General features: G+C 71.8%; 18 protein-coding genes. 10 read left to right on the top strand and 8 right to left on the bottom strand.

The features are described from left to right. Positions 1 to 21: 21 nt before the first annotated feature. Positions 22 to 600 carry an RNA polymerase sigma factor gene (locus OHA89_RS07980; RefSeq protein WP_406365768.1) on the bottom strand — a complete coding sequence of 193 codons (579 nt, stop codon included), beginning with the start codon at positions 598 to 600 and terminating at the stop codon, positions 22 to 24. Between the two features lie 438 nt (positions 601 to 1,038). Between OHA89_RS07980 and metG the strand changes: the two genes are divergently transcribed. Further along, entirely contained in the window at positions 1,039 to 2,754 is a 1,716-nt protein-coding gene (gene metG, locus OHA89_RS07975) for a methionine--tRNA ligase (RefSeq protein WP_257553409.1), read from the top strand. An 89-nt stretch (positions 2,755 to 2,843) separates the two neighbouring features. On the opposite strand, the gene OHA89_RS07970 is transcribed toward metG, so the two are convergent. After that, positions 2,844 to 4,283, bottom strand: a complete 1,440-nt coding sequence (locus tag OHA89_RS07970) for a M20/M25/M40 family metallo-hydrolase (protein WP_406365767.1) — start codon at positions 4,281 to 4,283, stop codon at positions 2,844 to 2,846. A 153-nt stretch (positions 4,284 to 4,436) separates the two neighbouring features. Between OHA89_RS07970 and OHA89_RS07965 the strand changes: the two genes are divergently transcribed. Beyond that, positions 4,437 to 4,856 carry a DoxX family protein gene (locus tag OHA89_RS07965; protein WP_266613831.1) on the top strand — a complete coding sequence of 140 codons (420 nt, stop codon included), beginning with the start codon at positions 4,437 to 4,439 and terminating at the stop codon, positions 4,854 to 4,856. A 27-nt stretch (positions 4,857 to 4,883) separates the two neighbouring features. After that, entirely contained in the window at positions 4,884 to 5,759 is an 876-nt protein-coding gene (locus OHA89_RS07960) for a helix-turn-helix transcriptional regulator (protein ID WP_406365765.1), read from the top strand. Here OHA89_RS07960 and OHA89_RS07955 read toward each other — a convergent pair. Next, positions 5,681 to 6,679 carry an alpha/beta hydrolase gene (locus OHA89_RS07955; RefSeq protein WP_406365764.1) on the bottom strand — a complete coding sequence of 333 codons (999 nt, stop codon included), beginning with the start codon at positions 6,677 to 6,679 and terminating at the stop codon, positions 5,681 to 5,683. The genes OHA89_RS07960 and OHA89_RS07955 overlap by 79 nt on opposite strands. Before the next feature lie 657 nt (positions 6,680 to 7,336). Between OHA89_RS07955 and OHA89_RS07950 the strand changes: the two genes are divergently transcribed. Next, entirely contained in the window at positions 7,337 to 7,489 is a 153-nt protein-coding gene (locus tag OHA89_RS07950) for a hypothetical protein (protein ID WP_406365763.1), read from the top strand. Between the two features lie 97 nt (positions 7,490 to 7,586). After that, positions 7,587 to 8,363 (top strand): DUF4239 domain-containing protein, encoded by a 777-nt coding sequence (locus OHA89_RS07945; RefSeq protein ID WP_266613826.1) that lies wholly within the window; start codon positions 7,587 to 7,589, stop codon positions 8,361 to 8,363. 6 nt (positions 8,364 to 8,369) lie between these two features. Here the strand turns inward: OHA89_RS07945 and OHA89_RS07940 are convergent, their stop codons facing one another. The 3 genes from OHA89_RS07940 to OHA89_RS07930 form a co-directional block, all read right to left on the bottom strand. Continuing rightward, positions 8,370 to 9,557 (bottom strand): MAB_1171c family putative transporter, encoded by a 1,188-nt coding sequence (locus OHA89_RS07940; protein WP_266613824.1) that lies wholly within the window; start codon positions 9,555 to 9,557, stop codon positions 8,370 to 8,372. Next, the gene (locus tag OHA89_RS07935; protein WP_215142087.1) at positions 9,554 to 10,111 is read right to left on the bottom strand and encodes a toxin-antitoxin system, toxin component; all 558 of its coding nucleotides are present in this window, start codon (positions 10,109 to 10,111) and stop codon (positions 9,554 to 9,556) included. Before OHA89_RS07935 ends, OHA89_RS07940 begins: the two co-directional genes overlap by 4 nt. A gap of 64 nt (positions 10,112 to 10,175) precedes the next feature. Beyond that, positions 10,176 to 10,844 carry a helix-turn-helix transcriptional regulator gene (locus tag OHA89_RS07930; RefSeq protein ID WP_266613822.1) on the bottom strand — a complete coding sequence of 223 codons (669 nt, stop codon included), beginning with the start codon at positions 10,842 to 10,844 and terminating at the stop codon, positions 10,176 to 10,178. A 218-nt stretch (positions 10,845 to 11,062) separates the two neighbouring features. Here OHA89_RS07930 and OHA89_RS07925 point away from each other — a divergent pair, with 218 nt between their 5' ends. From OHA89_RS07925 to OHA89_RS07905, 5 genes are all read left to right on the top strand, one after another. Next, a complete protein-coding gene (locus OHA89_RS07925; RefSeq protein ID WP_257553403.1) occupies positions 11,063 to 12,049 on the top strand; it encodes a helix-turn-helix transcriptional regulator in 987 nt (328 codons plus the stop codon). 135 nt (positions 12,050 to 12,184) lie between these two features. Then, positions 12,185 to 13,540 (top strand): 6-phospho-beta-glucosidase, encoded by a 1,356-nt coding sequence (locus OHA89_RS07920; protein WP_266613820.1) that lies wholly within the window; start codon positions 12,185 to 12,187, stop codon positions 13,538 to 13,540. Between the two features lie 73 nt (positions 13,541 to 13,613). Continuing rightward, on the top strand, positions 13,614 to 15,683 hold the full coding sequence (locus OHA89_RS07915) for an MDR family MFS transporter (protein WP_406365762.1): 2,070 nt from the start codon (positions 13,614 to 13,616) through the stop codon (positions 15,681 to 15,683). Positions 15,684 to 15,750: 67 nt separating this feature from the next. Continuing rightward, the gene (locus OHA89_RS07910) at positions 15,751 to 16,410 is read left to right on the top strand and encodes a GPP34 family phosphoprotein (RefSeq protein ID WP_266613818.1); all 660 of its coding nucleotides are present in this window, start codon (positions 15,751 to 15,753) and stop codon (positions 16,408 to 16,410) included. Between the two features lie 253 nt (positions 16,411 to 16,663). Continuing rightward, the gene (locus OHA89_RS07905; protein ID WP_406365761.1) at positions 16,664 to 18,076 is read left to right on the top strand and encodes a hypothetical protein; all 1,413 of its coding nucleotides are present in this window, start codon (positions 16,664 to 16,666) and stop codon (positions 18,074 to 18,076) included. Positions 18,077 to 18,314: 238 nt separating this feature from the next. Here OHA89_RS07905 and OHA89_RS07900 read toward each other — a convergent pair whose 3' ends face one another. Together OHA89_RS07900 and OHA89_RS07895 are read right to left on the bottom strand one after the other, a co-directional pair. Next, a complete protein-coding gene (locus OHA89_RS07900) occupies positions 18,315 to 18,803 on the bottom strand; it encodes an NUDIX hydrolase (protein ID WP_266613814.1) in 489 nt (162 codons plus the stop codon). Beyond that, positions 18,800 to 19,417, bottom strand: a complete 618-nt coding sequence (locus tag OHA89_RS07895) for a helix-turn-helix domain-containing protein (protein WP_266613813.1) — start codon at positions 19,415 to 19,417, stop codon at positions 18,800 to 18,802. Before OHA89_RS07895 ends, OHA89_RS07900 begins: the two co-directional genes overlap by 4 nt. Positions 19,418 to 19,472 lie beyond the last annotated feature (55 nt).

Below are 19,472 nucleotides of genomic sequence, written 5' to 3'. Positions count from 1 at the left end.
GCTGCCGGCGTTCGTGGGGCCTCATGATTCGGCTGATTCGGTCGGGTCGGCGGCCTCTGTCGGGTCGGCGGCCTCTTCGGAGGTGTCGAGCAGCCGGGCGAGGCGCCGGTGGGCCTGGCCGAGGTACGAGCGGACCGTGGCCTCGTCGACGCCCATCACGGCACCGGCTTCACCGGGGGAGCACTGGAGCCCGTACCGCAGCAGTACGGCGTCGCGCTGCCGCTCGGCGAGCCGGGAGACGGCCGAGTAGAAGCGGATGGTGTCGGTCAGTACCTCGTACTGATCGGCGTGGGCCTCCTTGAGGGCGGCCTCGAAGGCGCTGATGTCCATCGGCTCGGGCCGGTGCGGCTGCCAGGGGTGGCGTCGGTTCCGGCTTTCGATCAGGCACTGCTTGAGCACGGTCCACGCGTAGGCGTCCAGCCTGTCCATGTGGAGCATGCGGAGCCACTCGCCCATGATCGAGTCGAAGGTGGCGTCCACCGCGTCCTCGGCCGCCTCGTCCGAGCCCAGCTGCAGATACGCGAAGCGCATGTACGCGGGCCGCCGATTGGCGTGGAAGGCCCAGTACGACAGGCGCGCCGTCGGATCCCACTGACTCATGGGCGTCGGCCGCCGGCGCCGGCTCGGCAGTCCCACGGCCCCACCGGACTCCTCCGGTCCGCCATCGCTCACCGTTCCACCTCATCCCCTGTGCCGCGGAACAGGAAATCAGCGCGGGCGCACTCACAGGGCGCAGAGAAGAAACCTGGAAATATTACGTTCGGTGATGACCGACTCGTGATCGATGGCGATCACGCAGCCGTTCAACCAGCGCGTATGCATATGCCGGTTGCAGGTGGCGGTGCACGGCGCGGCCGACCGGCTGTACCATGGGCGCCATCGCGAGGGCCGTGACGGAGAGGTCACCACCCTCGCTTTTGCGTTACGTCCACCCTGAACAAATGCGGCGCGGGGCCTTTCGGCGGTTCGATACGATGAACCGCGTTCACAGTCCGTCACGTCACGTTGCACCGCACAGAGGAAATGGAGCATCCGAGGATGGCTCGACACCTGATCACCAGCGCGCTTCCGTACATCAACGGGATCAAGCACCTGGGCAACATGGTCGGGTCGATGCTTCCGGCGGATGTGTACTCCCGGTACCTCCGCCAGCGCGGCCACGACGTCCTCTACATCTGCGCCACCGACGAGCACGGCACCCCCGCCGAACTCGCCGCCAAGGAGGCCGGCATCTCGGTCGCCGAGTTCTGCGCGCAGGCCCATGACGCCCAGAAGGCGGTCTACGACGGCTTCGAGCTGTCCTTCGACTACTTCGGCCGCAGCTCGTCCGCGCAGAACCGCGAGATCACCCAGCACTTCGCGCGGGGGCTCCAGGAGAACGGCTTCATCGAGGAGCGCGCGATCCGGCAGGTGTACTCGCCGGTCGACGGCCGCTTCCTGCCGGACCGTTACGTCGAGGGCACCTGCCCGCACTGCGGCTACGACAAGGCCCGCGGCGACCAGTGCGAGAACTGCACCCGCGTGCTGGACCCCACGGACCTGATCGAGCCCCGCTCGGCCATCTCCGGCTCCACCGAGCTGGAGGTCCGCGAGACCAAGCACCTCTTCCTCCTGCAGTCCAAGCTCCAGCACGAGGTCGAGGCCTGGGTCGCCGAGCACGAGGAGGAGTGGCCGCAGCTGGCCTCCTCCATCGCCCGCAAGTGGCTGACCGAGGGTCTGCACGACCGCGCCATCACCCGTGACCTCGACTGGGGCGTCCCGGTCCCGGCCGACACGTGGCCCGAGCTGGCCGCCGAGGGCAAGGTCTTCTACGTCTGGTTCGACGCCCCGATCGAGTACATCGGCGCGACGAAGGAGTGGTCGGACCTGGACCCGGCGAACCGCGACTACAAGTCGTGGTGGTACGAGGCCGAGGACGTCCGCTACACCCAGTTCATGGCCAAGGACAACGTCCCGTTCCACACGGTGATGTTCCCCGCCACCGAACTGGCCACCCGCGAGCCGTGGAAGAAGGTCGACTACGTCAAGGCCTTCAACTGGCTGACGTACTACGGCGGCAAGTTCTCCACCTCGCAGAAGCGCGGCGTCTTCACCGATCAGGCGCTGGAGATCCTCCCGGCCGACTTCTGGCGCTACTTCCTCATCGCCAACGCGCCCGAGTCCGACGACTCGTCCTTCACGTGGGAGCACTTCCAGGCCACGGTCAACAAGGACCTCGGCGGCACCCTCGGCAACTTCGTCAACCGCGTGCTGACCTTCTCCCGCAAGCGCTTCGGCGACGAGGTCCCCGCCGGCAACGCGGCCGGAGAGACCGAGGCCAAGCTGGGCGAGCAGATCGCCGAGCTGCTGGCCGAGTACGAGGGCCACATGGACTCCCTCCAGTACCGCAAGGCCGCGGCCGCGCTGCGCGCCCTGTGGTCGGCCGGAAACGCCTACCTCGACGAGAAGGCCCCCTGGACGGAGGTCAAGACCGACCTGGAGGGCGCCGCGCTCACCCTGCGCACCGCGATGAACCTCATCCACCTCTACTCGGTGGTCTCCGAGCCGTTCATCCCGGCCTCGGCGCGCGCCATGCGCTCCTCGTTCGCGCTCGCCGACGACACCGCCACGTGGGTCACCCCGGAGCAGGCGCGGTCCCTGGACGCGGTTCCGGCCGGCACCCCGTTCACCGTGCCGCCGGTGCTGTTCGCCCGGGTCACCGAGGAGGACCTCGAGTCCTACCGCGAGCGGTTCGGCGGCTCGCCGGAGGCGTAAGCACCGCGGTTTGCGAAGGGGCGCGACCTTCCCAGGTCGCGCCCCTTCGGCGTACCCGCCCGTACCGCGTACCGCGTGCCGTTACGCGGTCATCCGAGGTTTCGCGCCGCGCGGGCGGCCGCGAAGTCCGCCGCGTACTCCCGTACGAAGGCGGCCATCGCCACCACCGTGTTGCGCAGCTCCGACAGCAGCACCCGCTCGTTGGGGGCGTGCAGATTGCACATGCCGTCCTGCGCCCCGAAGAGCAGCACCTCGGCGTCCGGAGCCGCTCGGGCCAGGCCGTTCACCAGCGGGATCGAGCCGCCCGTGGCGACGAACGAGGCCTCCGTGCCCCAGGCCTCCTTCAGCGCGGTGAGCGCGGCGCGGTACGCGGGCCCGCCGGTGCGGGCCTCGAAGCCGGGGCCGGTGTCGCCCGGGGTGACGGTGAGGGGGATCCCGAAGGGGCGCTGCGCGCGCAGGTGGTCCACCAGTGCGGCCCGCGCCTCGTACGGGTCCTGGAGCGGGTGGAAGCGGAGGTTCACCTTGGCCCGGGCGTACGGGACCACCGCCGAGGCGGCGTGGTCCACGCCGGGCGCGTCGAGGCCGGTGACCGTGACGGCCGGACCGCTCCAGAGCCGTTCGCCGAGGGAGCCGGTGCCGATGAGCGGGAGGTGGTCCTGGACGGAGGCGAGGTCGCGGAACTCCTCCTCGGTGTGGGTCGTCCCGTCCCAGGGGTCGCGGCGCAGGCCCGGCACGGCCACGTCTCCGCAGGCGTCGTGCAGGGTGGACAGCGCCCGCAGGAGGACGAGCAGGGCGTCGGGGGCAGCGCCGCCGAAGGCACCGCTGTGGCGGGGCTCGGCGAGGGTGCGCACCTCCACCAGCACCTCGCAGGTGCCGCGCAGCCCGGTGGTCAGGGTCGGGGTGCCGGGCCGCAGGTTGCCGAGGTCGGCGATCACCATGGCGTCGCAGGCGAACCGCCCCGGGTCGGAGGGCGGATGGTCGTCGAAGGGGCTGCCGTACTCCTCCTGCCCCTCGATCACCAGCTTGATCCCGACCGGCGGGCGGCCGCCGTAGAGCCGCAGCATGCCGAGGTGGGCGATCACGTTCGCCTTGTCGTCGGCGACGCCGCGGGCCCGCAGCCCGCCGCCGGGCACCGGGGTCGGCCGGAAGCGCGGGGAGAGCCAGAGCGCCTCGTCGCCGGCCGGCTGGACGTCGTAGTGCCCGTACAGCAGGACGGTGGGGGCGCCCGGTTCCGGCGGGGGGATCTCCGCGTAGATCACCGGGGCCGTGCCGGGGAGGTCGATCCGCTCGATGGCGGGCACGCCCGCCTCGCGCAGGAGGGAGACGATCAGATCGTGCGCCTCCAGGACCGGCTCGGGCGGGAAACCCGGGAAGGCGACCGACGGGATGGCCGCCAGCCGCTCCAGATCCGCCCGCAGGCCCTCCATCAGGGCGTCGGCCCTGCTCACCAGGGTCTCCGGGGGCTCCAGGGTCTCGGCGCTCTCCGGGGTCTCGGGGCCCTCCGGGCTGGTCCGACCCTCCGGTTCCATCCGGCACCCTCCCTCCACTGCTGGTGTTCCGATCATGTGGCGGGGCGGGCGGGGGCGCCGTGGCGGGCTGAGCCGGGCGGGTGAACCATGTTGAGTGGGGACAAAAAAAGGGCGGGGACAAGAGCCCCTCCCGGGCCCGGTTCGGAGGTCGTGATGGACGTCCTGGTGCTCATCGGCCGCTTGCTGTACATCGGTCTGTTCGCCACCTCCGCGGTGGCGCACCTGACCAAGACCCAGCAGATGGCCGGATACACCGCCTCCCGCGGGGTGCCCATGCCCGTCGCGTCGACGGTCCTGAGCGGTGTGGTCATGCTGGCGGGCGCGGTGAGCGTGGCGGTCGGACTGTGGGCCGACCTCGGGGCTCTGGCGCTGGCGGGCTTCTCCTTCTCGGCGGCCGTGCTGATGCACGGCTTCTGGAAGGAGAGCGACCCGCAGGCGCAGATGATGGAGCAGACCCAGTTCCTCAAGGACATCGCGCTCGGCGGCGCGGGCCTGGTGCTGTTCGCGTTCTTCGCCTACGCGGGCCATGACCTGGGCCTCATGGTCACCGGCCCCGCACTGTTGATCAGCTGAGGAGTCCCCGGCCGTAGGATCGGGGACATGAACCGGACGGGCACCAAGGCAGAGCTGGGCGATTTCCTGCGGTCCCGCCGTGCGCGGATCCGTCCCGAGGACGCGGGCCTGCGCACCTTCGGCGGCCGCCGCCGCGTGCCCGGCCTGCGCCGGGAGGAACTGGCCCAGCTCGCCGGGGTCAGTGTGGACTACTACACGCGCTTCGAGCAGGGCCGCGCGGAGAACATCTCCGACGGCGTGCTCGGCGCAGTCGCCGCGGCCCTGCGGCTGGACGCGGCGGAGAGGGCCCACCTGACCCGTCTGGTACGCACGGCAGGGCGAGGAGGCGGCCCCGGGCAGGCCGCTGAGCCGGAGGCGGAGGAGCCGCAGGAGGTCCGGCCGGGGCTGCTCAGGCTGCTGGAGTCGATGCCGCAGACCCCCGCCTTCGTCATCGGCCGGCGTACCGACATCCTCGCCTGGAACCCGCTCTTCGCCCGTCTGGTCACCGACTTCGGCGCGCTGCCCCCGGAGCGGCGAAACAAGGCCTGGCTGGTCTTCCTCGACCCCGAGGTGCGCGGACGCTTCGTCAACTGGGAGCGCAAGGCACGCGATCTGGTCGCCTTCCTCCGCTTCGACCTCGGACGGCACCCGCACGACCCGAGGTTCGCGGCGCTCATCGCGGAACTCTCCGAGCGCAGCCCGGAGTTCACCAGGCTGTGGGAGGCCCAGGAGGTGCGGGACAAGACGCACGGCGGCTACCACCTGCGCCACCCGCTGGTCGGTGAGGTCGCGCTCGCCTACGAGAGCCTGAACCTTCCGGACGACCCCGACCAGTCCTTGATCACCTACACCGCCGAGGCGGGCTCCCCGTCCGAGGACGCGCTGCGGATCCTGGCGGGAGCCGCTGCCTCCGGCCGGGTCTGATCGGATCCCGGCGGGCCCGGTCGCGGCGGACCGGCCTCCGGCGGCGGGTAGGCGACGCTCCCGCGCACCAGGCAGTCCTCGAAGAAGCCGAGGCAGCGCAGGTGATAGGCGCGGGCGGCGTAGCCCAGGCTGATGTTGTGCCCGGCCTGCGGCTGCCGGTCGGTGTGCACCCCGGGGGCGGCGGTGAGCCGTGCCCTCAGCTCGGCGAGCGCGTCCCGGTCGCAGCGCCACCACGGCTCGTGCTCGGCGAAGGTGAACCGTACGGGCACGCGGACGCGGCCCGCGGCGCCCCGGAAGACCTCGGGCCAGCGGACGATGTCCGCCTGTTCCCGGGACGGGACGGGGGCGACGATCGAGCCGCAGGTGGTGAAGGTGCTCGGCGGGTAGAGGCGCAGCGGCCCCCAGCTGCGCCGGCCTCCCCGGGACGCGCCCGTGCCGGTGAAGGCGTCCGGCGCGTAGCTGTGGCCGCAGCCGGAGATCTCCACGCCGAGCAGGTCGGACGGGGCGTGGTCGGCGGCGGTGAGCAGCGCGACCTTGCCGCCGAACGAGTGGGCCAGCAGGAAGGTGCCGGCCCCGGTCGGGTACCGGGCGCCGAAGTCCCGCACGGCGGCGGCGAGAGTGGCCGCCTGCTCGGCGACCGGCTGTCCGTCGGGGAGCGCGTCCGTGGACAGGCCGTAGCCCGGCCGGTCGAGGGCCACCACCGTGTACCCGAGCCGGGCCCCCAGCGTGAGCAGGGAGAAGTCGGGGAGGGCCTGGCTGTCGAAGTATCCGGCGCTCATGCCCGCCCCGTGCACCGCGACCACCGTCGCCCGCGGCGGGCCCTCGGCCGGTTCGCAGAGCAGGGCGGACAAGGCGGTGCCGGCGGCGTCCAGGCTGATCCGGCGCACCCCCGGAGACAGCTCGGCGGGCGCCGTGCTCATGCCGGCACCGCCCTGTCGGCAGCCGGCCCGGCGCCGACGATGATGACGTCCGTGTCCACGGGAGCATCCTGCGCTCGGATTGTCGTATTCATGACGTGACGCGCCGAACCCGATCCGATCCGACCAGTCAACGATCTTGTCCTGTCTGCCGCGTGTCGAAGCCGCGCCGTGATCGTTTCTTCAGCCGTAACCCTCATGAACCTCATGTGCGCTGCGGAGATCGGGAGGACACGCGGTGACCGCTTGGCAGTACCTCGCCGGGGCGGGCCTGGTGGCGGCCCTCTGCCCGTTGCACGGCCATGTGGCGGTCGCGAGCGACGGGCACGGCCGGGGCGCCCGGGTCGACCTGTGCGTGCCGGGCGGCGAGCCGGGGCGGCCCGTGTTCCGGCCGCCCTCCGTACGGACGGGCGTGCCCGGGGCCGAGCGGCCCACCGTGCACCACCCGGGGCGGTCCCCGAGCCGCCCGCCGTCGCGGACCGGCCGGAGCCGTCGCGGCCGTCCGGGGTGCCGGAGCCGCCGAGTCCGGCGGGGCCTGCCGCGGAGGCCCGGGCCGCGGGGACGGAGCCGCCGGGGCCCGCGCCGGATCCCGGGTCCGATCCCGGACCGGAGCGGGCGGACGCACCCGCCCCGCCCCGGCCCAGGGCCGCCGCCGCGGCCGTGAGCGCCTTCCACGTGCGTCCGTACCGCGCGGTGGCCCTGGAGCGGCGCGGCCCGGGCGGGATGTCCACCATGATGCTCATGGTCGTCGTCACGACCCCGGCCGTACTGGCGGCCGCGGCCCTGCGCCCCCGCTCCAAGAGCCGCGGCTGAGCCCCGCCGCACATCCACGTACGCACCCATCCATGTACTGATCCACGCACCGATCCACGCACGGATCCACGCACCGATCCACCACGGGAGAATCCACGTGTCCGAATGGCTGGTCCTGGCCATCGCCATGGCGCTCGTCTGCGCCCTCGTCCTCGCCATCACCCTGATCCGGCACCGCCGGGTCGCCGACGACGAGGACACCAGCGAAACCCCCGATGTCATCGAGTACATGACCATGATGGTGGGCGTGGTCTACGCGATCGTGCTGGGTCTGGCCATCGCGGGCGTCTGGGAGGCGCGCGGCGCAGCCGAGGACAGCGTCCGCCGCGAGGCCCAGGCGCTGTACGAGGTCACCCAGCGCGCCGACGTCTACCCGTCCGCCGTCCGCGACCGGATCCGCGGCGAGGTGGACGCGTACGTCTCCCACACGGTCGCCGTGGACTGGCCGCTGCTGACCTCCGGGGAGAGCGCGTCGCCCCAGGGAGCCCAACTGCTCGGCAAGCTGCGCACCGACGTCACCCACCAGAGCCCGTCCACCGAGCTCCAGGCGCAGGCCTACCAGCCGCTGCTGGACCACATCGCCGCCGCCGACGACGCCCGCCACTCGCGCATCCAGAGCTCGGAGTCCACGCTGCCGGGCGTGGTGTGGTTCGGGCTGCTGGTCGGCGGGGTGGTCACGGTCGGGCTGATCTTCACCCTGCAGATCCGCCGTTCCGGGCGGGAGCTGCTGCTGGCCGGACTGTTCAGTGCGCTGATCGTGTTCCTGCTGTTCATGGTGTGGAGCTTCGACGCGCCCTACGGCCGGGACGACAACGACTCCGCGGGCCCCTTCCAGGACCTGTTCCCGGCGACGGCGGTGGCCGCCGCGCGCTGAGCCGGCTCAGGCCTGGCCGCTCCCGGACAGCGCGGCCTGCTGCCGGACCGCCTGCACCACCGGCGAATGCCGCAGGGCGTGGGAGATCCGCAGCAGGTCGCGCGGCCCGTCCGCGGTGTCGAGCACGGTCTCCTCGCCGGAGCCGATGACCTTGCCCTCGGGGTCCGCGGAGCGGGCCTGTACGGCGGCCGCGACCATGGCGGCGTCGGCGACCGCGCGGGCGGCCGTCTCGTCGGCCCCCGCCGCCAGGGCGCGCTCGTAGGCGTCGTCGCGCAGGCGCCGGTCGAAGTACGGGCCGAGGTGCAGGAATCCGTCGTGGATGTCCGACTCGCGCTGGATCACGCGCAGCTCGGCGGCGGACCACCAGGCCATCTGCACGGAGGGGGTGCCGCCGGGCGCGGAGATCTGCACCTCCTGCCACAGCGGGCCGAGCTTCCGGTACGCCGTCCAGGTCTCCCAGTTGTCCGAGAAACGCTGGCAGACGAGAGGGAGCACGAAGCCGATCGCGCTGATGAGCGCTCCGACGGAGGCCAGCGGCGGGGCGACGAGCGTACTGAGGAAGTCGAGGTCGTGGCCGGTCCAGCGGGCGATCACCGCGGACATCTTGGTGGCGTCGTAGCTGAGGTTGAACATGTAGCCCGCGACGATGATCATCAGGCCGACCCGCAGCCAGCCGCGCACCTGGAGCGACCAGCGCCAGCACATGGCCACCATCACCACCGCGGCCACGTTGTGCGCCACCAGGTAGAGGGCGATCATCTCGCGGATGTACGGGGTGTTCGCGTAGTGGGTGTCCAGGTCGCGAAGCCGCTCTTCCGGAGCGTCACCCAGGGCGAACAGCACGATCAGGGCCACGATCACGACGCTGTAGCCCAGGATCCAGCGCTGCGAGACGCGGCGGGTCTCCTCGGGCGGTCCGCCCCGCCAGTTGACGACCAGGACCAGGCAGGCGGCGCTGAACGCGGTGATCAGGCAGTACACCAGCGGAGCCGAGATGTTGGGCACCCCGGTCCAGCGGTTGACCGCCGCGATGGTGGGCGGGGCGGCGAAGGCGAACACGGCTCCGGCCAGCGTCAGCAGCGCGCAGACCGCACGAAGCAGCGGATCGCGCCAGTTGTTGCGCAGGGCAGGCAGTTTGAAGGCGAGCGAGACCGCCATCGCGGCTGCCGGTATGTAGTAGTCCTGGCCGTTCAACGCTCGTTCCTGTGCCCCCGATAGCCCAGCGCTGCCTCGATCCGGCCCGCCAATTGGTCGCGCTGCGCCGGGGCCCGGTGACTCGCCGACCCGGCGAGCCAGGTCCGGCACCGGCTCCCCAGCAGTAAGCCGAAGGTCTCGGCCTCGCTCTCCTCCCGCACGTCGGCACGCGTGCGCGCGGCGACGCGGCGGACGGTCTCGCCGATGTCGGCCTGGTCGGTCAGCAGCCGGGCGGCGACGGCGGCGCCGTCGACGTGGTGGCTGCAGTGGCCGGCCTTCATGTGCCACAACTCGTGGCCCAGGATCACCAACTGGTGGTCGGGTGCCGTGCGTTCCTCGATGACCACGAGATCGCGGTCCGCCATGTCGAGCCACAGACCGCTGGCCGTCCCCGGCGGGAACGAGGCCATCCGGAACTCCACCCGGCGGCCGCGGTGTCTGCTCATGCCCTCGCAGAGGGCGGCGTAGAGGTCCACGGGTTCCACGGGGGCGGTCAGCCGGATCCCGGCCACCAGCTCCCCGCACAACCGCCGCTGCTCTCTGCCTATGCTCACCGTTCTCCCCGTCGGCGCGGATCCGGATCAGGACTCAAGGATCAGACCCAGACTCTCGACTGGGTCAGGATTCGTTCGGGTTGACGCTTTCGAGGAGCATGTCCAGCCATTCGGTCACCTTGTCCCGGTGCTTGTCGCTGGGCAGTTGGGCGGCTCTCCAGGCGATGCCCCGCACGCCGTGGTTCTGGAGAAGTCTTGCCAGCGGATCGCCCGCCGAAGCGGCCGCGGCCGGTACGGTTTCCCGCGCGCGGCCCGCGAAGTCCTGGAGCAGCTGTTGCTCGGTCCGCTGGAGCGCGTCGGTGAGGGCGTCCGCGTCGTGGGCGGTGAGGAAACCGGCGTGCACCCCGAAGAAGCGCTGGATCGCGTCACAGTGCTCCATGGTGGGGCGGCGGTCGCCGTTGATCAGGGCGCCGGCCTGCTGCCGGGACATCCCGGCGCCGTCCGCGATCTCCTGCTGCGTGTAGCGGCGGCCGTTGGGTTTGACCCGGGTGCGCCGCAGCAGGTCGAGGCGCTGGAGGAAACGGGTCTGGAGATCGGGTTCGCCGGCCGGCCTGCCGTCGAGCAGGATCCTGACCACGTCCGTGGGCACGCCTGACGCCTCCGAGAGACGCCGCAGGTCGAAGACCTGGTTCAGGTCGCGGCCCAGCTTGCCCGCGAGTTCGGCGACGCGCGTGACGGTGGCTGCCAGGGGTGCGTGGGCCACCGCGACGGGAGCCGGGAAGCCGTCTGTCACCAGGGGTTCTCCTAGATCGCGCGAAGTCGGTACGGGCACATGGTCGGCTTCTGGAATCTAGCCGTTATCGCCCCGAAGGGCTAGAACGTGCCACAGCTGTGGCGGGAATGAGCTGTCAAGAGGCTGGAATTGCCACAATAGTTGACACTCGAATGAAGTCGGTAGCAGGATCGCGGCAGGGAAATGAAGATCCAGACCGTGAGGAGGGGGAGCTCTCGGTGCCACATCTCGCAGCGGTGGGCCCGTCCGATGGCCTCGCCCGAGCCGGTGAGGAGCGCCTGGCGGGCGAGGAGTCCGCACGCGGCGCCGTGCGGTCGGAGCGACGCAAGGAGATTTTGCGCCAGCGTCGCGAGGAGCTGGGGCTGAGCCAGGAGGACCTCGCCGCTCGGCTGCGCATCAGCGTGCGCGCGTACGGCAATTGGGAACGCGGCCTGGTCAAGGAGTGGACGGACCGCAAACTGCTGGCCCTGGCAGAGGCGTTGGAGATGAGCGAGCGGCAGTGCTTCTGGCTCTTCCGCGTCATGGTCGACCGTGACCCCCCGCCCACCTGGCGGGCGGCCGAGGAGAACCGGCTGCCCGAGGACCCCGCGCAGCGCGACTACCTGTGCGACTACGCGGCCCTCATGGAAGCGGTCCCCTACCCGAGCTTCCTGGTGGACCACCGCTGGGACGTCGCGCTCACCAACTCGGCCTTCGACCAGCTCTTCCAGTCGGTCCGGCCGCACCCGACGGCCCTGCCGGACGACAACTTCCTGCGCTTCGTGCTGTTCCACCCGGATGCCGCGGGCGTGCTGGAGGACCACGAACCGGCCTGGTGCGTACCGCTGCTGGCCCAGTTCGCCGGCGCGCTGGCCGCGGCCCCGGAGGACGAGGGGCTGCGCAGCATCCGCCAGGAGGTGGCCCGCGACCCCTTCATGGAGGCGGCCTACCGCTACGGGGTGCCGCACTGGCTGAGCATGCGCGGAGCCGAGGCGGCCGAACAGGACGGGGCGGTGCGCACCGTGCGCCACCCCGACCCGCGGTCGGGGCTGGTGCGCTGCCGGATGGTGGCCGAGACCAGCCGCATGCTGGACGAGATGGGGCTGACCCGGATCACCCTGATCCTCTCGGCGCCGCAGGGCGCGCCCGCGGGCCCGGTCCGGGGCGGCGGGCTCGCCCAGCAGCAGGGCGCCAGACTGCGCGCCGTGCCGCCGCTGGGGGAGTGAGCGGCCGGGGGAGACTGGTACCCGTAGGTCGCGTGCCACGGATGCCGGCCGGTCCCGTGCCGGTTCAGTGCCGGTTCACTGCCGGTTCCGTGTCACCGATCGTGGCACTGGTGTCGGGTGAAGGGCGGTAAGGGCGTGCGGCTGACGATCCTCGGCGGGGGCGGGTTCCGGGTACCACTCGTCTACGGAGCACTCCTCGGCGACCGTGCCGAGGGCCGGGTGACCGAGGTGACCCTGTACGACGAGGACCCCGCGCGGCTCGGCGCCATGGCCCGGGTGCTCGCGGACCAGGCGGCCGCCGCCGGCGTGCCCGACGCGCCGGCCGTCACGGCCACCGGGGACCTCGACGAAGCCCTGCGCGGGGCCGATTTCGTGTTCTCCGCCATCCGGGTCGGCGGGCTCGAGGGGCGGGCCGCCGACGAGCGGATCGCCCTTGCCGAGGGAGTGCTGGGTCAGGAGACGGTGGGCGCGGGCGGGATCGCGTACGGGCTGCGGACCGTGCCGGTGGCCCGGGAACTCGCGCGCAGGATCGCCCGCGCCGCCCCGGACGCCTGGGTCATCAACTTCACCAACCCCGCCGGGCTGGTGACCGAGGCGATGGCCGAGGAGCTCGGCGAGCGCGTGATCGGCATCTGCGACTCGCCCGTGGGGCTCGGCCGGCGCATCGCCCGGCTGCTGGGGGCCCGGCCGCAGGAGGCCTGGATCGACTACGTCGGCCTCAACCACCTGGGCTGGGTGCGCGGGCTGCGCGTCGGCGGCCGCGACGAACTGCCCCGGCTGCTGGCCGACACCGAGGCCCTGGAGTCGTTCGAGGAGGGCCGGCTCTTCGGGGCCGAGTGGCTGCGCTCGCTCGGCGCGATCCCGAACGAGTACCTGCACTACTACTACTTCAACCGTGACACCGTACGGGCGTACCAGGAGGCCAAGCAGACGCGCGGGGCCTTCCTGCGCGACCAGCAGCGCGGGTTCTACGCCGAGGCGGGCCGGGCCGGGTTGCCGGCCGGGGCGGCGCTGGCCGCCTGGGACCGGACCCGGGCCGAGCGCGAGGCCACGTACATGGCCGAGAACCGCGAGGCGGCGGGCGTCGGCGAGCGCGACGAGAGCGACCTGGAGTCCGGGGGCTACGAGAAGGTGGCGCTCGCGCTGATGCGGGCCATCGCCCGGGACGAGCGAGCCACGCTGATCCTCAACGTCCGCAACGGTTCGACCTTGTCCGTCCTCGATGCCGAAGCCGTCATCGAGGTGCCCTGCCTGGTCGACGCCAACGGCGCCCACCCGGTGGGCGTCGCCCCGCTGCCGCTGCACGCGGTCGGGCTGGTGACGGCGGTCAAGGCGGTCGAGCGGGAGGTGCTGGCGGCCGCGGCGAGCGGCTCGCGGGCGGCGGCGGTGAAGGCCTTCGCACTGCATCCGCTGGTGGACTCGGTGGGGGTGGCCCGGAGGCTGCTCGAGGGGTACGCGTCGGAGCACCCGGGCCTGGCCTACCTGCGCTGACCTCCGGCGCGCGGTTCCCCCGTACGGCTCAGCGCGGCATGCGGTGCGGCGGGGGCGCTGTGACAGTGCGAGGGTGACCACTGCCCCCGTCGACACCTCTGCCGCACAGCATGCCGCGCCACCGGTGCTCGACCGGCAGCGGCGCAACGTCATCTTCGGCACGATCATGCTGGGCGTGCTGCTCGCGGCACTCGACCAGACGATCGTCGGAACCGCCCTGCCCACGATCGTGGCGGATCTGGGCGGCGGGGACCACATGTCGTGGGTGGTGACCTCCTACCTGCTCGCGGAGACCGTGGCGACGGTGCTGGTGGGGAAGTTCGGTGACCTCTTCGGCCGGAAACTGATCTTCCAGATCTCTGCCGTCGTCTTCATCAGCGGCTCCTTCCTGTGCGGCCTGGCCGGCAACATGACGTTCCTGATCGTGTGGCGCGGCGTCCAGGGCATCGGAGCCGGCGGCCTGATGGTCACCGCGATGGCGTTGATCGCCGATGTGGTGCCCCTGCGCGAACGCGGCAAGTACCAGGGCATGATCGGCGCCGTCTTCGGCGTCGCCACCGTGATCGGACCGCTGCTCGGCGGGTTCTTCACGGACCAGCTCAGCTGGCGGTGGTGCTTCTACGTCAACGTCCCGATCGCGATCCTCGTCGTCGTCGCGGCCGCCCGGACGATCCCGGCGGTACGTGCCTCGGGCAAGCCGGTCATCGACTACCTGGGCATCGCCCTGGTCGCGATCGGCGCGAGCGCGCTGATCCTGGCCACCAGCTGGGGCGGGAACGAGTACGCCTGGACCTCGCCCGTGATCATCGGCCTGTTCGCGGGCGGTGCGCTCGCGCTGGCCCTGTTCTGCCTGGTCGAGACACGGGCCGCCCAGCCGATGCTGCCGATGCGGCTCTTCCGCAACCCGGTGTTCTCCGTGTGCTCGGTACTGAGCTTCATCGTCGGGTTCGCGATGCTCGGCGCGCTGACGTTCCTGCCGACCTACCTCCAGTACGTCGACGGGGACTCGGCCACGATCTCGGGCGTCCGGACCCTGCCCATGGTCTTCGGGCTGCTGCTCGCGTCGGTCTTCAGCGGCAACGCCACCAGCCGGACCGGCCAGTACCGGATCTTTCCGATCGTGGGCAACGCGGTCATGGGGGTCGGCCTGTACCTGCTGTCGCGGATGCAGCCGGGGACCAACACGTTGCTGGAGTCGCTGTACATGTTCGTGTTCGGTGCGGGCATCGGCCTGTCCATGCAGGTGCTGACGATCGCCGTGCAGAACACCGTCGACTACGCGGACCTCGGCACGGCCACCTCCGGGGTCACGTTCTTCCGTACGCTCGGCAGCGCCTTCGGGACGGCGGTCTTCGGAACGATCTACGCGAACACCCTGGGGCCCGAACTGGAGGCGGCCGTCGCGGAGGCGGCGCGGCTCACCGGACAGGACCCGGCGCAGCTGGCCGAGGCCGCGTCCAGCCCGCAAGGGGTGCACGGGCTCGATCCCGTGGCCGCGGGCCCGGTCATCGACGCGTACGCCCAGGCCCTGCACACGGTGTTCCTGTGGACCGTGCCGGTGGCGGTCGTCGGCTTCGTCGTCGCGCTCTTCCTCAAGCAGGTGCACCTGCGCGACAGCGCCCGCGCCGGATCGACGGACATGGGGGACGGTTTCGGCTCGCCGGCCACGGCCTCCGGGGATTCGGCCAAGCTGCTGGAGCTGGCCGTCGGCAAACTCGTACGGACCATGGGGCCGGAGACGGCGCGCGCGATCGTCGCGGGCTCGGACACCCGGCTGGACATCGCGGGCGCGTGGGCGGTGATGCACGTGGACCTGATGACCCGGACGGTGGGTCACGCCAGCCTCGGCCTGATCGCCGGGCGCCGCTCCGTGCCGCCGGAGGTACTGCTCCCGGTCTTCGACCGGATGGTGGAGGAGGGCTACCTCAGCCGCGAGGACAGCTTCTTCACGCTCACCCCGGCCGGCCAGCGGGAGGCCGACGTCATCTCGGCGGCGTGGGCCCACTGGCTCGGCGACCAGCTGGAGAAGGACCGCGGCCGCCCGCGGAGCGCCGAGCTCCGGGTGGCGGCGGACGCGATCGCGAAGCGACTGCTGGCGGAGGACCTGCGCGAGGGCAACTTCGCGCCGCGGGCGGTGACGTAGCGGGGAACTTCCGGTGGCCGTCGGGCGTCATTCCCTTCGGGAAGTGCGAGCAACGGGGGTATCGCTCATGGGCATCACGCTGGCGGAGGAGATCATGCTGCTCTCCCTGGACGACGAGTCCGGGGCGACGAGGCAGCGGCAGGCGGTGGGCTGGGCCGTGGCGGGCGGGATCCTGCTCGAACTCGTCCTGGCGGAGCGGGTGTCGGTGAAGGGCAAGTACCTGGAACTGGCGGACGACACGCCCACCGGGGAGGAACTGCTCGACGGCCGGCTCCGGTTGATCGGGACGTGGCTGCGCGGACGCAGCAAGCGCCGGGTGACGGACTGGCTGACGAAGGACCAGGCCAAGGCGGTCGGCGCCGCCGTGGAGCGGCTGCGTGCGCGCGGCATTGTCGTGGTCGAGGAGAGCAAGGTGCTCGGGGTGTTCCCGCGGCGCCGCTACCCCGAGGCCGACGGTGCGGCCGAGCGGGCGCTGCGGGAGCGGCTCGCCGCCGCCGTACTGACGGGCGCCGAACCGGACGAGCGCACGGCGGGTCTCGTCGCCCTGCTGCACGCGGCCAAGCTGCACCGGCTCGCCTTCCCCGACCTGCCTCGCGGGCAGGTCACCCCGCGGATGGCGGAGATAGCCGCCGGCCAGTGGGCGGCCGAGAGGGTGCGCGCCGCCATCCGCGATATGCAGGCGGCGATGGCGGCGGTCACGGTGGTGACGGTCGCCGCGGTGAGCTGAGGTGGTCGGGGTCTCTGGCGCGCCGGGGGCCGGTGCCGCCGTCCCGGTTCCGGGCGGGTTGACGGCTGTTGGATTGGCTGTAGGCCATTGTTGGCCGTCGGATACCTCGTTTGGGTGAAGGTACGGCGTGACAGGGCGCCGGGGCTTGCTGGACTGGTTGCCTGTGGGGGTCGGAATGTCCCGTCTGTGGCGGGTGGAGGCGAGGCGGCTTGTGAGACGCGGTGCACGGAGGGGGCGCCCTGAACTGCGGGCGTTGGCTCCTCCGTTCACGATCGCGGCCCCTGCTGGTGCGCGTATCCGTGACCGGCTGCGCCTGTATTCGGCGGATGAGAAGGTCCTGACGCTCCTGGGTGAGCACCTCGGTCATCACGCCCGTGTCGATCTGGCGGAGCGTGTCCGTATTGGCAGGGTGGCGGTCGAGGACAATCGGCGGGCGGAGCGTAAGCGGGCGCTGACGAAGGTGTCGTCGTCTCGGTGGGCGGGTGCGATCACCCGGGCCAGCGAGGACCAGTTCCAGCTCAGCCTGCGATGCCTGTTCGATGAGCGGGCGTCCCTACGCCGGGCCATCGCGAAGATCGGTAAGCGGGTGGCGGTGCCGTGCGGGCAACGCGTGGGCGGTGTCCGCGGATACTCGGACCAGGCCGAGCGCGCGCAGAAGCAGTACCGGTTACGGTTACTCACGGCCCGTTTGGCCGAGCTAGAGGCGCGCATCCAGGCCGGGCATCCGGCGATCGTTGTCGGTGGCCGTCGGCTGGTGAAGAACCGGCACAGCCTCGCTGACGCCGGGCTTGGCGAACGCGAGTGGCGGGAGCGGTGGGATGCGGCCCGTCTGTTCCTGACCGCGGACGGCGAGTCGGGGGCGCCGTACGGCAACTACACGATCAGCGTGGACCCGGCCGACGGCACGGTCACGATCGTCCTGCCGGAACCGCTCAGGCACCTCGCGAACGCACCGCGCGGCCGCTACCGGCTCGCCTGCACGGTCATGTTCAACCATCGCGGGGAGGAGTGGGTGGACCGGGTCACCGCCAACCAGGCCGTCCGCTACGACATCACCCACGACCCCGTGCGCGGCCGCTGGTACCTCGACGCCTCCTGGTCCACCCCGAAGGCAGTGCGGCCCACCCCGGACGAGCTCACCGCCGGCGGCGCGCGGCTGCTCGCCGTGGACCTCAACGTCGGCCACCTCGCCGCCTGCGTCGTGGACCCACACGGCAATCCGGTCGGTGAACCGTTCACGGTGTTCACCAGCCTGACCGGACCCGCATCTCAGCGCGACGGTCGCCTGCGTGCCGCGATCACCGAACTGACCGACCTCGCCAAGACACACGGATGCGCCGGTCTCGCCATCGAGAACCTCGGTTTCGACGACGCCCGCGCCATCGGCCGGGAAACCATGGGACGTGGCAAACGCGGCAAGACGTTTCGCCGCACCGTCGCAGGCATGCCCACCGCGCGCTTCCGGGAACGCCTGCGCGGGATGGCCCATCACGCCGGGCTCGTCGTTGTCGCGGTCGATCCTGCCTACACCTCACGCTGGGGCGGGCAGCACTGGCAGGCCCCACTCCAGCAACAATCCAAGACCACCGTCACCGGGCACCATGCCGCCCGGTGGCGATCGGCAGGCGGGCCCTCGGCTACGGGATACGGCGTCGGCCAGGTGTGACCGCACACGACCAGAGGATCGTGATGCGGAGAGCTACCGGCCAGACCGTCCCCCGCCCCAGGGCACGCGGGACCACAAGCCCGCCAAGGACCACAGGCACACCCCACCAGGGTGACAGGACCTGCCGGGACCGAAGCGATCAGCTTGCGCTGTTCCCTGTCTCCAAGACCGTTCGGGAGACACCCGGTGCCAGACGTCCCGCGTCTGGCCCGGTTCATGGCGATTCGGCCAACACCGGTCAACTCGCATAGCAACGGTAGTCGTACGAGGGCACGTGCGGCAGTGTCGTGAGGTCCGGGCGCCAGGTGCGCAGTACCGCCGCGGACGGGGCGTAGAGGGCCTCGGGGATGTCGGCCGGGGCGAACCACTGCCAGCGCGTGATCTTGTGCGGCTCGGTGACGGCGGGGACCCCGTGGGCCGTGCTGGTCACGGCGGCCGCCGTCAGCCGGGTCAGGCCCGACTTCGCGTCGATCTGCACGGAGAGCACACGGATCCCCTCGGGGTCCGCCCGCAGATCCGTTTCCTCGGCGAGTTCCCGGGCGGCGGCCTGTTCGAAGCCCTCCCCGGGGTCGACCTTGCCGCCGGGCAGCTCCCAGCGGCCGTCGTGCGCCTGGCCGAGCAGGACCCGGCCGTCAGGGCCGACCACGACCAGGCCGACGCCGACTACGGCGTTGGGCTGCGGGACGGCCCTCTCGGGGCGTTCGGGGCGCTCGTCGGTGGTGCTCATGGACGTCCTTCCGGTGAGGTGGTGGGCCGGGCGCGGACGTGGATCCGCTCGCCCTGCGGTCCGAAGAGGCTGAGGCACTCCGCCGCCTGCGGACCCGCGTTGAAGAAGGCGTGCGGGGTGCGCGTGTCGAACTCGGCGACCTCCCCGGCGCCGAGGACGAGGTCGTGTTCGCCCAGCAGCAGCCGGATGCGCCCGGACAGCACGTACAGCCACTCGTAACCCTCGTGGACGCGCAGTTCCGGCAGGGGCTGAGTGCCTTCGACGGCCGGGAAGATCTGCTTGAAGGCGTGCACCCCGCCGAAGTGGCGCGTCAGCGGCACGATGGTGCTGCCGCCTCGGACGATGGGGCGCGGGCGGATCCGCGGATCCCCGGTCTCCGGCGCGCCGACCAGCTCGTCGAGCGCCACCCGGTGCGCCTTGGCCAGCGGGAGCAGCAGCTCCAGCGTGGGCCGGCGCTGTCCGGATTCGAGCCGGGACAGGGTGGAGAGCGAGATTCCGGTGGCCTCGCTGAGCTGGGCCAGCGTGGTGCCGCGCTCCTGGCGCAGGGCGCGCAGCCGCGGGCCGACGGCGGTCAGCACGCCGGCGAGTTCCTCATCCTGGTTCTCGGTGGCCATGACTCCTATTTGCCGCTTCGGCAACAACATTTGTCAAGTTCGGGCCGGCGGGAAG

Origin of the sequence: Streptomyces sp. NBC_01546, from assembly GCF_045208355.1 — a bacterium.
Taxonomy (GTDB): domain Bacteria; phylum Actinomycetota; class Actinomycetes; order Streptomycetales; family Streptomycetaceae; genus Streptomyces.
The sequence above is the reverse complement of the archived record's forward strand: the minus strand, read 5'-3'. Positions and strand labels throughout refer to the sequence as shown.